Annotated in this window: 16 protein-coding genes; 7 read left to right on the forward strand and 9 right to left on the reverse strand. The window is 61.4% G+C overall.

Features of this window, described 5'->3' with window-relative positions; all coding sequences use genetic code 11:
- The first annotated feature begins 102 nt into the window (after positions 1-102).
- Complete coding sequence (gene yjgA / locus P9250_RS28530; RefSeq protein WP_250509327.1) at positions 103-702, forward strand: ribosome biogenesis factor YjgA; 600 nt, start codon at positions 103-105, stop codon at positions 700-702.
- On the forward strand, positions 683-1321 hold the full coding sequence (gene mog, locus P9250_RS28535; protein ID WP_250526084.1) for a molybdopterin adenylyltransferase: 639 nt from the start codon (positions 683-685) through the stop codon (positions 1319-1321). Before yjgA ends, mog begins: the two co-directional genes overlap by 20 nt.
- Here mog and orn read toward each other — a convergent pair.
- A complete protein-coding gene (gene orn / locus P9250_RS28540; protein ID WP_250465290.1) occupies positions 1312-1917 on the reverse strand; it encodes an oligoribonuclease in 606 nt (201 codons plus the stop codon). The genes mog and orn overlap by 10 nt on opposite strands.
- A 157-nt stretch (positions 1918-2074) precedes the next feature.
- Here orn and P9250_RS28545 point away from each other — a divergent pair, with 157 nt between their 5' ends.
- Genes P9250_RS28545 through P9250_RS28555 form a run of 3 tightly spaced genes read left to right on the forward strand, consistent with a single transcriptional unit; the run spans position 2075 to position 4616 of the window.
- The gene (locus tag P9250_RS28545; protein WP_250526085.1) at positions 2075-3343 is read left to right on the forward strand and encodes a M48 family metallopeptidase; all 1269 of its coding nucleotides are present in this window, start codon (positions 2075-2077) and stop codon (positions 3341-3343) included.
- Positions 3340-4296, forward strand: coding sequence for a ribosome small subunit-dependent GTPase A (rsgA, locus tag P9250_RS28550; RefSeq protein ID WP_250465292.1), 957 nt, complete (start codon positions 3340-3342; stop codon positions 4294-4296). The genes P9250_RS28545 and rsgA overlap by 4 nt, the downstream gene beginning before the upstream one ends.
- Complete coding sequence (locus tag P9250_RS28555; protein ID WP_244825881.1) at positions 4293-4616, forward strand: DUF2007 domain-containing protein; 324 nt, start codon at positions 4293-4295, stop codon at positions 4614-4616. The genes rsgA and P9250_RS28555 overlap by 4 nt, the downstream gene beginning before the upstream one ends.
- 7 nt (positions 4617-4623) lie before the next feature.
- Here the strand turns inward: P9250_RS28555 and P9250_RS28560 are convergent, their stop codons facing one another.
- The 6 genes from P9250_RS28560 to rpsP form a co-directional block, all read right to left on the reverse strand.
- The gene (locus P9250_RS28560) at positions 4624-5562 is read right to left on the reverse strand and encodes a CobD/CbiB family protein (protein ID WP_244825882.1); all 939 of its coding nucleotides are present in this window, start codon (positions 5560-5562) and stop codon (positions 4624-4626) included.
- A 115-nt stretch (positions 5563-5677) separates the two neighbouring features.
- Positions 5678-6331, reverse strand: a complete 654-nt coding sequence (locus tag P9250_RS28565) for a CoA pyrophosphatase (protein ID WP_244825884.1) — start codon at positions 6329-6331, stop codon at positions 5678-5680.
- 147 nt (positions 6332-6478) lie between these two features.
- Positions 6479-6871: a 50S ribosomal protein L19 gene (gene rplS / locus P9250_RS28570; protein ID WP_250465293.1), complete on the reverse strand. Its 393-nt coding sequence runs from the start codon at positions 6869-6871 to the stop codon at positions 6479-6481.
- A gap of 149 nt (positions 6872-7020) precedes the next feature.
- The gene (gene trmD, locus P9250_RS28575) at positions 7021-7791 is read right to left on the reverse strand and encodes a tRNA (guanosine(37)-N1)-methyltransferase TrmD (protein WP_310396426.1); all 771 of its coding nucleotides are present in this window, start codon (positions 7789-7791) and stop codon (positions 7021-7023) included.
- Between the two features lie 36 nt (positions 7792-7827).
- Positions 7828-8559, reverse strand: a complete 732-nt coding sequence (gene rimM / locus P9250_RS28580; RefSeq protein ID WP_310396428.1) for a ribosome maturation factor RimM — start codon at positions 8557-8559, stop codon at positions 7828-7830.
- Between the two features lie 61 nt (positions 8560-8620).
- Positions 8621-8875, reverse strand: coding sequence for a 30S ribosomal protein S16 (gene rpsP / locus P9250_RS28585; RefSeq protein ID WP_008342343.1), 255 nt, complete (start codon positions 8873-8875; stop codon positions 8621-8623).
- Positions 8876-9170: 295 nt separating this feature from the next.
- Here rpsP and P9250_RS28590 point away from each other — a divergent pair, with 295 nt between their 5' ends.
- Positions 9171-9674 (forward strand): NINE protein, encoded by a 504-nt coding sequence (locus P9250_RS28590; protein ID WP_310396431.1) that lies wholly within the window; start codon positions 9171-9173, stop codon positions 9672-9674.
- A gap of 23 nt (positions 9675-9697) precedes the next feature.
- On the opposite strand, the gene P9250_RS28595 is transcribed toward P9250_RS28590, so the two are convergent.
- Positions 9698-10825 (reverse strand): PA0069 family radical SAM protein, encoded by a 1128-nt coding sequence (locus P9250_RS28595; protein WP_310396433.1) that lies wholly within the window; start codon positions 10823-10825, stop codon positions 9698-9700.
- 68 nt (positions 10826-10893) lie between these two features.
- Entirely contained in the window at positions 10894-11382 is a 489-nt protein-coding gene (locus P9250_RS28600; protein WP_244825891.1) for an Lrp/AsnC ligand binding domain-containing protein, read from the reverse strand.
- 151 nt (positions 11383-11533) lie between these two features.
- Between P9250_RS28600 and P9250_RS28605 the strand changes: the two genes are divergently transcribed.
- Entirely contained in the window at positions 11534-12820 is a 1287-nt protein-coding gene (locus tag P9250_RS28605; protein WP_310396435.1) for a D-amino acid dehydrogenase, read from the forward strand.
- Positions 12821-12855 lie beyond the last annotated feature (35 nt).

Genomic DNA, 12855 nt, shown 5'->3' on the forward strand with positions numbered 1-12855 from the left:
GCTGCGATCATAGCAAGGACCGCGCACCCGCACCGCATGCACGATGCATCGCGCTTGGCGTGCGCGAGCCGAGCGCTGCGACGCGCAAGCTACAATATCGCCATGAACCGTAAAACCCGCATTCAACCGATCGAAGCCGAGCCGGAAGTCGACGAAAACGGCTACGATCGCCCGAGCAAATCCCAGCTCAAGCGCGACATGCACGCGCTGCAGGAACTGGGCGAGGCGCTGATCGCGCTGCCGAAAGACGCGCTCAAGCGCATGCCCATGCCTGAGAAGCTGAACGACGCCGTGCGCGAAGCGCGTCGTATCACCGATCACGAAGGCAAGCGCCGTCAGGTGCAATACGTCGGGCGCGTCATGCGCACGCTGCTCGAAGACGAAGTCGCCGCGCTGCGCACCGCACTCGACACGCATCGCGGCGTGAACAAGGCGGAGACCGCGCGCCTGCATTGGATCGAACGCTCGCGCGACAAGCTGCTCGCAAACGACGCCGCGCTGACCGATTTCATCCGCGAGCATCCGGGCGTGGACGCGCAGGAAGGCCGCACGCTGATCCGCAATACGCGCAAGGAGCGCGAGCTGCAAAAGCCGCCGCGCTATTACCGCGAATTGTTCCAGTGGATCAAGAACGCAGCGGGCGTGGAGCAGGAAGACGAGAGCGACAGCGACGAGGAAAACCGTGACGACGACGAAGCGTAATCATCCGGACGAGTTGCTCGTCGGACTCGTTTCGATCAGCGATCGCGCCTCGCAAGGCGTGTACGAGGACAAAGGCGTGCCGTCGCTCGAAGCATGGCTCGGAGAAGCGCTGAGCTCACCCTGGCGCGCGCAAACGCGGCTGATTCACGACGATGCCGCCACCATCTCGGCCACGCTCATCGATCTGGTCGACACACACGGTTGCGATCTCGTGCTGACCACGGGCGGCACCGGTCCCTCGCGCCGCGACGTGACGCCGGAAGCGACGCTCGCCGTCGCCACCAAGCCGATGCCAGGCTTTGGCGAACAGATGCGTCAAATTAGCCTGAACTTCGTGCCGACCGCCATTCTCTCGCGTCAGGTTGCCGTGATTCGTGAGACGGAGGATCACGCCGCGCTCATCATCAATTTGCCGGGACAGCCGAAGTCGATCAGGGAAACGCTCGAAGGCCTGAAGGACGCCGACGGCAAGACGCGCGTGCCGGGCATCTTCGCGGCAGTGCCGTATTGCATCGATCTGATCGGCGGGCCTTACATCGAAACTAAACCGGAAGCGGTTGCCGCGTTCCGGCCTAAGAGCGCCATTCGAAAGTCAGGCGCTTCCAAACCTCAAGCCTGAGCCGACGATGCCGACGCCGCGGGAATCAGGAAGTGCTCGCGGTAGTACTTGAGTTCGTCGATGGACTCGTGGATATCGGCGAGCGCCGTGTGCATCGCGCGCTTCTGAAAGCCCTTGTAGATGGCCGGCTGCCAGCGGCGGCACAGTTCCTTGAGCGTGCTCACGTCCAGATTGCGATAGTGAAAGAACGTCTCCAGTTCCGGCATCCAGCGCGCCATGAAGCGGCGGTCCTGGCAAATGGAATTGCCGCACATCGGCGACTTGCCGGGCGGCACGTACTGACCGAGGAATTCACGAATCTGACGGGTGGCTTCCGCTTCGTCCACCGTCGATGCCTTCACGCGTTCCGTCAGCCCCGAGCGGCCATGCGTATTGCGATTCCACTCGTCCATGCGGCCAAGTGCTTCTTCCGACTGATGGATCGCAAACACCGGCCCTTCCACCAGCTTGTCGAGCGTCGAATTCGTCACGACCACCGCGATCTCGATGATGCGATCATTGTCGGGATCGAGCCCGGTCATCTCCATGTCGAGCCACACGAGATTCATGTCGCTGCGCGCGAGGACGGGTTCGGGTTGGTCGAGAGAATCGGTCATGGAAAGTACCTGGAAGAGGTTCGAGTAACGCTGATGTTAGTGTCTTGAGGCGCATGAAGCCCAGTCGCCGCGCGGGCTTTTCGGCAACCACGCGTTGTGGCAACGCGAGCACGGCCTAGAACCTATAATTCTCGCATAGTTCAATCGGAAGCCCTGCATGGCCAACCTCACACTCGCTTTTTCGACGATCTTCGTCGTCGCCCTCGTTGCGATGGTTTCAACGAAGCTCTGGCTGGCCTCGCGCCAGATTCGCTACGTCGCGGCGCATCGCAACGGCGTGCCGCCGCAGTTCACCGGCACGATCCCGTTGACGGCGCACCAGCGCGCGGCGGACTACACCGTTGAGCGCACGCGCCTCACGATGATCGAAGTCGTCACCAGCGCCATCGTGCTGGTCGCGCTGACCTTGCTCGGTGGCTTGCAGGCACTCGATATCGCCATTACGGAGTCGCTCGGGCGCGGCTATCTCGGACAGATCGCGCTGGTCGCGGCGGTCATCGCAATCACGAGTCTCATCGACCTGCCGTTCGACTATATCCGCCATTTCGTGATCGAGGAAAAGTTCGGCTTCAATCGTATGTCGAAGAAGCTGTTTTTTCTCGATCTCGTGAAGGGCACGGTGCTGGGCGCGATCATCGGTGCGCCGCTTCTGCTGCTCGTGCTCTGGATGATGGATCGCGCCGGCACCTATTGGTGGCTCTACACGTGGATCGTCTGGGTTGCGTTCCAGTTGCTCGCGATGATCATCTATCCCACTTTCATCGCGCCGCTTTTCAACAAGTTCGAGCCGCTCAAGGATGAGGCGCTGCGGGCTCGTATCGAAAATCTGATGTCGCGCACCGGCTTTGCGGCAAAGGGCTTGTTCGTCATGGACGGCAGCCGCCGTTCCGCGCACGGCAACGCGTATTTCACGGGCTTCGGCGCGGCGAAGCGCATCGTCTTCTTCGATACCCTGCTTGCGCGCCTTTCCGGCAGCGAGATCGAAGCCGTGCTCGCGCACGAACTCGGCCACTTCAAGCGCCGTCACGTGCTCAAGCTGTTGGTCGTGATGTTCGCCATCAGCCTCGCCATGCTCGCGCTCCTCGGCTGGCTCGTGCAGACCGTGTGGTTCTACGAAGGCCTCGGCGTGCATCCGTCGCTCGTCGGCGGCAACAACGGACTTGCGCTCGTCCTGTTCATGCTCGTGCTGCCGGTGTTCATGTTCTTCATCACGCCGCTCGGCAGCCTGAGCTCGCGCAAACACGAATTCGAGGCCGATGCCTTCGCGGCCAGCCAGACCGATCCGAAGGATCTCGTCAACGCGCTCGTCAAACTGTACGAAGACAACGCGTCCACGCTCACGCCCGATCCGCTCTACACCGCGTTTTATTACTCGCATCCGCCCGCTTCGCAGCGCATCGACCGCTTGATGCAACACGCCGCATGACGGCGCGTGGCGTGTCATCGGGCCGCGGCGCGCGTCAAGGCGGCGCGGCTTCCGCAGAGGCCCGACTGGAAGGCACCGTGATCGCCGCGCACGGCCGGCACTATCTCGTCGCGCCGCACGACGGCGGCGCGAAGCTGCAATGCTTCCCGCGCGGCAAAAAGAGCGAAGTCGCCGTCGGCGATCGCGTGATCTACGAGCAGTCTTCGGCGGATCAGGGCGTGATCGTCGAAATCGGCGAGCGGCGCAACCTGCTTTACCGGTCCGATCAGTTCAAGTCGAAGCTCTTCGCGGCGAACCTCGATCAACTGCTGATCGTGCTCGCCACCGAGCCGCATTTCAGCGAAGACCTGCTCGGGCGCGCGCTGATCGCCGCCGAGGCGCACGGGCTCGAAGCGCTCATCGTGCTCAACAAGATCGACGTGGAAAGCGCGTTGCCCCTGGCGCGCGAGCGACTTGCGCCCTATCGCGCGCTGGGCTACACGGTGATCGAACTGTCCGCGAAGATGGCGCCCGGCGAAGTGCATCCGCAACTGGATGAGCGCCTGAAAGATCGCTCGACGATCTTGCTCGGCCAGTCGGGCATGGGCAAATCGACGCTCGTGAATCTGCTCATCCCCGACGCCGACGCCGCCACGCGCGAGATTTCGTCGGCGCTCAACAGCGGCCGGCATACCACCACCTTCACGCGTCTGTACGAATTGCCAGGCGGCGGCTCGCTCATCGATTCGCCTGGCTTTCAGGAGTTCGGCCTGCATCACTTGTCCGAAGGTCAACTGGAACGCGCCTTCGCTGACTTCCGGCCGTATCTAGGGCATTGCCGCTTCTACAACTGCCATCATCTGCAGGAGCCGGGCTGCGCTGTACTCGAAGCGGTCGAAGCCGGCAAAATTCGGCCGGCGCGGCATGCGCTTTATGCGCAGCTCGTCCACGAAGCAAGCCAGATCGTTCGATGAAACGGCTCACGCGCGCACCGAACCTCATCACGGCGCAACACTGGATGAACGTGCTCGCGACCGCAGGTGTGCCTTGCGAGTTACACAATCGGTATTTGAACGGCGCGCTGGGTGACATTCCGGCGGATCAATGCGCGCCGGAAATCTGGATCGTCGACGAACGCGACGAAGCGCTGGCCACTCGCCTTCTGGAGCGTGCAAAGCGCGGACCGGAAGCGAATGCCCGGCCCTGGCGATGCCGTCAGTGCGGCGAATGGCTCGAAGCGCAGTTCACCGTGTGCTGGCAGTGCCAGACGGACCGCGACCCGCTGGACGATTGATGCCTTGCTATGCCAGCCAGACGGCAATGGTCAGCATGAGCAGGATCAACATCCACAAGATCACCGCGCGCCACACCAAGCCAACCGCCGATTGGAGCGTGCGTGGCGTGCAGTCGTCACCGACGGGCAGCGGGCTTGCATCGCCCACGGCGAGCGCCTCGACGCTCAGCGGTTCGGCGAGCGGTCCTGCGAGACGCGCGCCCAACGCGCCGCTGCCGGCCGCGAGCAACACGCCTTCGTTCGGGTCCGGCCACTGACGCGCGTGATTGCGCCACGCGTAGATCGCATCCTCGAAATTGCCGACGATTGCGAAGCCGAGCGCGGTAAGCCGCGTAGGAATCCAGTCGATCACGAAAAACGCACGCTGCGCGAACGATGAGAACGCTGCGGTCCGCTCGGGATTCGGCTCCGTCCACGCACGCGCCAGATACTCGGCGATCCGATAAAACACCGCGCCAGCCGGCCCGATGGGAATCAGAAACCAGAAGAACACGCCGAACACATGCCGATGCGACGCGATTACCGCGTGCACGAGCGTGTGGCGCACGATCTCGCTTACCGGCATGTCGACGGTATCGAGACCGGTCCACTCCGTGAGCACCTCGCGAGCGCGCGGCACGTCGTCGTTATTGAGCGCGAGATGGATATCGGTGAAATAGTGGCTGAACTGACGAAAGCCGAGCGTGAAGTACACGATCACCACGTTCCAGAAAAACGCCAGAACGAAGTTGATCCGATACAGCACGTAATAGATGAGCCCGACCACGAGCGTCCACGGCAACACCACCACCAGCCACGCGACGATGCCGTGCTTTTCCTTGCCCGCGTCGAAGCCATGGGCGGTGCTTTCCGCATGATACTGAAGCAACGCCGAGATCGGATTGTGCGGCGATAACGCACGCACCTGCTCGAGGATAAGAGCCAGCAATACAGAGAAAAAAGTCATGCGGTGCGCCGAAACGGTCGGAGTAGTTCGAGTTTCGCGTAACGATAGCACAGCGTTCGATGCGTTCAGACGCGCTGACCAATCGCAAGGTCGCGTAACGTCGCACGTCGACGCGTCAGGCGGCGAGGAAGCGGTAGAAATTGCGCAACATGCCAGCCGTTGCACCCCAGATGAAATACGGAGCCGTCTTTTCATCGGGTTTGTAAGGCATGGCAAAAAAACGACGCTCGCCACCTTCCCATTGGAAAACGCGCACTTCGTGGTTTGCCGAGTCCATCAGAAACGCGAGCGGCACTTCGAAGATATCGGCAACTTCGCTCGTATCGGCTTTGAGCGCGAACGGCGGATAGACCAAGGCAACGACAGGCGTCACGCGAAATCCGGTGCCTGTCAGATAGTCCGGCAGCGCGCCGACCACTTCGCAATGCTCCGCGCCCAAGCCGACTTCCTCGCGTGCTTCGCGTAGCGCGGTGGCGGCGGCATCGGCGTCCTCGGGTTCCTGACGGCCGCCGGGAAAGCTGATTTGTCCCGCGTGGTCGGAAAGATGGTCGGCCCGCTGAGTCAGGAGCACGGTCAGACCGCCTTCACGCACGACGAGCGGCACGAGAACAGAAGCCACCCGCGGATCGCCGCCGATGGCCTTGATGCGCTGTTCGGGCGCTTCCTGCGTCCATTCGAGCGTCTGTGCGAAACGCGCTCGCAGTCCTTCGGGCGTAAGGCGCGCGGGTGGTATGGCGGGAAGCGCGGCGCCCGTCGAGAGGACGGGCATTCGTTCAGGTTCGAGAATGCGGGGAGTCGAAGTCTTGCCGGTGGACACGGGTCGAAAGCCAGGATGTCGAAGATTCAATTTGAACACACCAAAGAAAAAAGCACCCGCGAGGGTGCTTTTTCAGTACGGCGCCTGGACGCTGAGTCTTTACTCTGCAGCGGCTGCGGCGGTACGGTCCTTCGTGAACAGCTTTTCCTTGATACGTGCCGACTTGCCCGAGCGCTCGCGCAGGTAGTACAGCTTCGCACGACGGACGTCGCCGCGACGCTTCACGACGATGCTCGCCAGCAGCGGCGAGTAGGTCTGGAACGTACGCTCAACGCCTTCGCCCGAGGAAATCTTGCGGACGATGAAGTTCGAGTTCAGGCCACGATTACGCTTGGCGATCACGACGCCTTCGTAAGCCTGCACGCGCTTGCGCGTACCTTCGACGACGTTCACGTTGACGATGACCGTGTCGCCCGGACCGAAGTCGGGGATCGATTTCTCGCCCAAAACGCGCGCGATCTCTTCCTTCTCGAGTTGCTCAATCAGATTCATTACTGACTCCTTGTGCCATCTTGCCGGAGTTGTGTGCCTAGATTTCGCTTGCGCGATTTCGTTGATCAGGCCCCGGTAGAGGATGGGTTCACTTCTGGCGCCGAGGTTGAATTCAGCGCCCCCATTTGCCCCGCTCGTCGGCTCGAAGTCTATTCGGACTTCGACGCCGTCTTCGCGAGATCTGCGAGCCATGCCTCGTCGGCACGGCTCAACATCTTGCTTTTGCGCGCCCGGTGAATCAGATCGGGCCGCTTCGTGAATGTGTTGCGTAATGCTTCGCGCCTGCGCCAGGCGTCGATTTCCTTGTGATGGCCGCCGAGCAGCACATCGGGAACGCGCGCGCCTTCGTATTCTTCCGGACGCGTGTAATGCGGACAATCCAGAAGTGCGTCGACGAAACTGTCCTGCACCGCCGATTGCGCGTCATTCAGCACGCCGGGCAACTGGCGCACGACGGCGTCCATCAACGCCATGGCGGGCAATTCGCCGCCTGACAGCACGAAGTCGCCGAGGCTTATTTCTTCGTCTACTTCACGATCGATCAGACGCTGGTCGATTGCTTCGTAACGACCGCACAACAGCACGAGGCCCGGCTCGGCGGCCATGCGCATCACGCGTTCGTGATCGAGCTTGGCGCCTTGCGGCGACATCATCACGACGCGCGTCGTCGCGATGCCTTGCTCGCGCTGCGCGGCTTTCGCGGCCGCGATCGCGTCTTCTAGCGGACGTGCCAGCATGACCATGCCGGGGCCGCCGCCGTACGGGCGATCGTCGACGGTGCGGTAATTGTCCGTGGTGAAGTCGCGCGGATTCCACGTACGCAAACCGAACCGCTCCTGCTTCACTGCCCGGCTGGTAATGCCCCAGTCGGTCAGCGCGCGGAACATTTCGGGAAAGAGCGTCACGACATCGAACTGCATCGCTCTCTCCGTAACTTGCCGATGACGAGCACCGGGTTAATAGTCGGCGTCCCAGTCGACGATGATGCGTTTCGCCGCCCGATCCACCGTCTTCACATACACACCGACGAACGGAATGAGCCGCTCTTCGGTGACGGGCTTGCCATCCTTGTCGGTACTCGGATACTCGATCCGCAGAATGGAATGCGCGCCGTTGTCGATCATGTCGACGACACGGCCAAGCGCCACGCCCGCTTCGTTTTCGACATCGAGGCCAATCAGATCGACCCAGTAGAACTCGTCTTCGTCGTCGAGCTTCGGGAAGTCGCTGCGAGCGATGTAGACCGCGTGACCCTTCAGCAACAATGCGGCGTCGCGATCGTCACAGCCCGACAAGCGCGCGACGATGGTATCCGCGTGCACTTTCGACTGAACACAACGCGCGGACTTGAACTCGCGGCCTTTGACGAGCCACCAGTTCTTCGCACCGAGGAGCGCGTCGCCGCCCAGCTTGCCGTTGGCGTGCGGAACGATCTTGATCCAGCCCTTCAGACCGTAGGCATCGGCGATAAAACCGATTTCCACCGCGTCTTCCGGAAGACCATCTACCGACTCGCCCCCCGCCGATGCTTCCTGCGCTTTGCCTTCGCCCGAAGCGTCCGCCGTCACGCGACGCGCGCCGGGTTTCCGGACGAACGCGCCAAACGTGCTGGCTTTTTCTTCTTGCTTCGGCTTCGGCCGACTGACATTGCCAGCGACGTTGCCGGATTCGGAATCACGCGCGGGCATCAGCAGACCTTGAAGCGGTGACCTTGAACGACTGAACTTCAGTCGACAAACTAACCAGCACTTAAGCAGCCGGTTGAGCTTGCTGAGCTTGCTTGACCAGACGCTCGACGGTCGGCGACAGTTGCGCGCCAACGCCTTGCCAGTAGGTCAGACGATCTTGAGCGATACGCAGCGATTCGCCCTTGGTCGCGACCGGGTTGTAGAAACCAACGCGCTCGATAAAGCGGCCGTCACGGCGGCTACGCGAATCGGTTGCGACGATGTTGTAAAACGGGCGCTTCTTCGAGCCGCCACGAGCCAAGCGGATGATGACCATGCTGAAATCCTTGAAAACCGGGGTTCGGAACTACCAGAACACGCGATTATAGCGGAAACCGACGCTCCAACAAACACTTAACGTGATTATTGCGCGCAGTTCGGGTTTGCAACGCTTCAAACGGCGCGCCGCAAGGACAAAAGCCCCGCAGCGGCCAGTGCGGCATTGTGCCAGTGTGTGACCGCGGAAGCGAGCAGCGTAAGATGTCGGATTCTCGCCTGGCGCAATCAGAGCAATCCGCGATAAGACGGCGCGCGCGCCACTATTTTCACCACCGATACCACCGCTTTCGCTGATGACTTCTTCGTCCCTCGCTACCGAGACCGGCCCGAAACCGGCCGGCAACCAGAACTGCCCGTACTTCCGCTCGAAGACGCTCACGGCGGCGCTCGCGTTTTTTTTCGGCAGTATCGGACTGCACCGTTTCTATCTGTATGGATTGCGCGACAAATGGGGCTGGGCGCATATCGTCGGCATCGTGTTGGGCGTGGTGGGTTATCTGTTGCTCGCGGCGACGGAGCGGACTTCGATTCCGGGCTGGGTGCTGGCGTTTCCCGGCGCGGTATCGCTGCTGGCGGCGTTTCTTTCCGCGATCGTCTACGGTCTTCGACCCGACGCCAAGTGGGACGCGCAATTCAACGCGCATACCAACCGGCAAAGCGATTCGGGCTGGACGGTCATCTTCATCGTTATTTTTTCATTGCTGTTCGGCGCGTTCTTGCTGATGACCGGCCTCGCGCTGACGTTCCAGACTTATTTCGAAAGCCAGGTGGAAGCTGCGAAGACACTGTCGCAGTAGGCGATAGACGACGATCGCAGGCGTTAGAACAAGTTGAGCTGGCCTTTGTCTGGCACCGGTTTGACGAACGCCGGCGGCTTGAAGTCCGACATGTCGAGAATGCCGCGCTGCCGGGCGTTCAATCCCAGACGCTTGGTTGCTTGTTGAAAGCGCTGCTTCAGCATGTCCGCCCATAATCCTTCGCTCTTCATGCGTTTGGCAAAGTCCGCGTCGTAGTCCTTGCCGCCGCGCATGTCGCGTACGCGGCTCATCACGCGGTCGGCGCGATCGGGAAAATGCGCCGCGAGCCAATCCTTGAAAAGCGGCGCCACTTCCCATGGCAGGCGCAACACGATGTAGCTGGCGGTCTTCGCGCCCGCTTCCGCACACGCTTCGAGCACCCGCTCCAGATCCGGCTCCGTGACGAACGGAATAACCGGCGCGATACTCACACCCACCGGAATGCCCGCCTCGGCGAGCGTGCGGATCGTGCGCAGACGCCGCGCGGGGGTGGCCGCGCGCGGTTCGAGCGTGCGGGCGATGTCTGCATCGAGCGTAGTCACGGTGATGGCCGCCATGACCTGCCCGCGCTCCGCCATGGGCGCCAGCAAATCGATATCGCGTTCGATCAGCGACGACTTCGTGATCGCCGCGAACGGATGACCGCAATCGTGCAGCACCTGGATGACGCTGCGCGTGATCTTGAGATCGCGCTCGACGGGCTGATAGGCGTCCGTATTCACGCCGAGCGCAATGGATTCCGGCTCGTACTTCGGCTTGCCGATCTCGCGCCTGAGAAGTTCGGCGGCGTTGACCTTGGCGTAAATGCGGCTTTCGAAATCGAGTCCCGGCGACAGGCCAAGATAACTATGCGTCGGACGCGCGAAGCAATAGATACAGCCGTGCTCGCACCCGCGATACGGATTGAGCGACACGCTAAACGGTATGTCGGGCGAATTGTTGTGCGTCAGAATGCTCTTTGCGCGTTCTTCGAACACTTGTGTGCGAAGCGGCGGCGCGCCCTCGTCGTCACCGTCCGTTTCGTGTAGCCAGCCGTCGTCCACGCGTTCGCGCGCGTCTTTCTCGTAGCGTCCCTGCATGTTCGTCACCGCGCCACGCCCTTTCAGCGGCGCGGGCGGCGCGACAGGAAATTCACGGTCGGGTGTCGGCATGACGATGAGCGCAGCAGAAAATGTACTGTACAAATATACAGTATCGACACGTCATCGCAAGCAAAAAATCACACGTCCACCGGGATCATCAGCGTTTCCTTGATCTCCTCCATTACCACATAACTTTTCGACTGCACCGCGCCCGGCAGTTGTAGAAGGATGTCGCCAAGAAGCTTGCGGTAGTCGGCCATTTCGCCGATCCGCGCCTTGATCAGATAGTCGAAATCGCCGGAAACGAGGTGGCATTCGAGCACTTCCGGAATGCGCTGCACCTCGCGGCGAAACTGCTCGAACATATTGCCGCTCTTGTGATCCAGCGTGATCTCGACGAATACCAGCAGCGCCGCGCCGAGTTGAGCCGGATTAACACGCGCGTAATAGCCCGTGATCACGGCGTCCCGTTCCATGCGCTTCACCCTTTCGATACAAGGCGTGACGGACAGCCCGACGCGCTCCGCAAGGTCCTTCATCGCGATGCGGCCATCCGCTTGAAGAATGTTCAGGATCTTGTGATCGAGCTTATCGAGCGCGCGCACCGGATTTCGCTGTGTTCTCATGCGTTTTTCCTGAAAATCCGCCAAATACATTAACTAAAACTATATCGACATCAATAGTATAGGCGATAACACTACACAAACTTCCGTCCGCGGCTCAGTTCCACTTCTTGCGCGCAAACGGGCAGTTTCATCGAATCCTGATGGAGAACTCATGCGTATCGTTATTCTCGGAAGCGGCGTCGTCGGCGTGACCAGTGCTTACTATCTGGCGCGGGCGGGTCACGAAGTCACGGTCATCGACCGCGAAGCCGGCCCCGCGCTCGAAACGAGTTTCGCCAACGCCGGGCAAATTTCGCCGGGCTACGCGTCGCCGTGGGCCGCGCCGGGCGTGCCGCTCAAGGCCGTCAAATGGATGTTCGAAAGACACGCGCCGCTTGCCATCCGTCTCGATGGCACGATGACTCAGCTTCAATGGATGTGGCAAATGCTGCGTAACTGCACGCAAGATCGCTACATGGTTAACAAGGGCCGCATGGTGCGCCTCGCCGAATACAGCCGCGATTGCCTGCAAGCCTTGCGCGCGGATACAGGCATTCACTACGAAGGCCGCACCGGCGGCACGCTGCAACTCTTCCGCACGCAGGCGCAACTGGACGGCGCGGCGAAAGACATCGCGGTGTTGAAAGACGCGAACGTTCCGTTCGAATTGCTCTCGTCGGCCGAACTCGCGAAGGCAGAACCGGCGCTCGCAGCGGTATCGCACAAACTGACGGGCGGCTTGCGCCTGCCGAACGACGAAACCGGCGATTGCCAGATGTTCACCACGCGCCTTGCCGCCATGGCCGAAGCGTTGGGCGTCAAGTTCCGCTACAACACGCCAATCGACGCACTTGCCATGAGCCAGGGCCGGATTGCCGGCGTGCAATGCGGCAAGGAACTGGTGACAGGTGACTCCTACGTCGTCGCGCTCGGTTCATATTCGCCTAAGTTGCTCGGCGATCTCGTCAAGATTCCGGTTTATCCGCTCAAGGGTTATTCGCTCACCGCGCCCATTGTCGATGCGGCCCGCGCGCCTGTTTCGACCGTGCTCGACGAGACGTACAAGATCGCGATCACGCGTTTCGACGACCGCATTCGCGTGGGCGGCATGGCGGAGATCGTCGGCTACGACAAGTCGTTGAAGCAGGCGCGCCGCGAGACGCTGGAAATGTGCGTGAACGACCTGTTCCCCGGCGGTGGCGATACGGCCAGCGCCAAGTTCTGGACTGGCCTGCGCCCAATGACGCCGGACGGCACGCCGATCGTTGGCCGCACGCCGGTGCCGAATCTGTATCTGAATACCGGACACGGCACGCTCGGCTGGACGATGTCGTGCGGCTCCGGCCAATTGCTCGCCGACGTGATGTCCGGCAAGCAACCCGCGATTCGGGCGGACGATTTGTCGGTGCATCGTTATATGGGCGAAGTCGGTGTGAAGACGCGTCCCGCTTATGCTTGAGAAGGCAATCACGCACGAAGAAAACCCCACGTTGC

This window comes from Caballeronia sp. LP006 (genome assembly GCF_031450995.1).
Taxonomy (GTDB): Bacteria; Pseudomonadota; Gammaproteobacteria; order Burkholderiales; family Burkholderiaceae; genus Caballeronia.

Excerpts from the sequence above, each read along its gene's own strand:
- orn (WP_250465290.1), bottom strand. The coding sequence starts at position 1,917 with ATGACCGATTCTCTCGACCAACCCGAACCCGTCCTCGCGCGCAGCGAC.
- P9250_RS28555 (WP_244825881.1), top strand. The coding sequence starts at position 4,293 with ATGAAACGGCTCACGCGCGCACCGAACCTCATCACGGCGCAACACTGG.
- P9250_RS28600 (WP_244825891.1), bottom strand. The coding sequence starts at position 11,382 with ATGAGAACACAGCGAAATCCGGTGCGCGCGCTCGATAAGCTCGATCAC.
- trmD (WP_310396426.1), bottom strand. The coding sequence starts at position 7,791 with ATGCAGTTCGATGTCGTGACGCTCTTTCCCGAAATGTTCCGCGCGCTG.
- rimM (WP_310396428.1), bottom strand. The coding sequence starts at position 8,559 with ATGCCCGCGCGTGATTCCGAATCCGGCAACGTCGCTGGCAATGTCAGT.
- P9250_RS28560 (WP_244825882.1), bottom strand. The coding sequence starts at position 5,562 with ATGACTTTTTTCTCTGTATTGCTGGCTCTTATCCTCGAGCAGGTGCGT.
- P9250_RS28595 (WP_310396433.1), bottom strand. The coding sequence starts at position 10,825 with ATGCCGACACCCGACCGTGAATTTCCTGTCGCGCCGCCCGCGCCGCTG.
- P9250_RS28545 (WP_250526085.1), top strand. The coding sequence starts at position 2,075 with ATGGCCAACCTCACACTCGCTTTTTCGACGATCTTCGTCGTCGCCCTC.
- P9250_RS28590 (WP_310396431.1), top strand. The coding sequence starts at position 9,171 with ATGACTTCTTCGTCCCTCGCTACCGAGACCGGCCCGAAACCGGCCGGC.
- rsgA (WP_250465292.1), top strand. The coding sequence starts at position 3,340 with ATGACGGCGCGTGGCGTGTCATCGGGCCGCGGCGCGCGTCAAGGCGGC.
- P9250_RS28565 (WP_244825884.1), bottom strand. The coding sequence starts at position 6,331 with ATGCCCGTCCTCTCGACGGGCGCCGCGCTTCCCGCCATACCACCCGCG.
- P9250_RS28605 (WP_310396435.1), top strand. The coding sequence starts at position 11,534 with ATGCGTATCGTTATTCTCGGAAGCGGCGTCGTCGGCGTGACCAGTGCT.
- rplS (WP_250465293.1), bottom strand. The coding sequence starts at position 6,871 with ATGAATCTGATTGAGCAACTCGAGAAGGAAGAGATCGCGCGCGTTTTG.
- yjgA (WP_250509327.1), top strand. The coding sequence starts at position 103 with ATGAACCGTAAAACCCGCATTCAACCGATCGAAGCCGAGCCGGAAGTC.
- rpsP (WP_008342343.1), bottom strand. The coding sequence starts at position 8,875 with ATGGTCATCATCCGCTTGGCTCGTGGCGGCTCGAAGAAGCGCCCGTTT.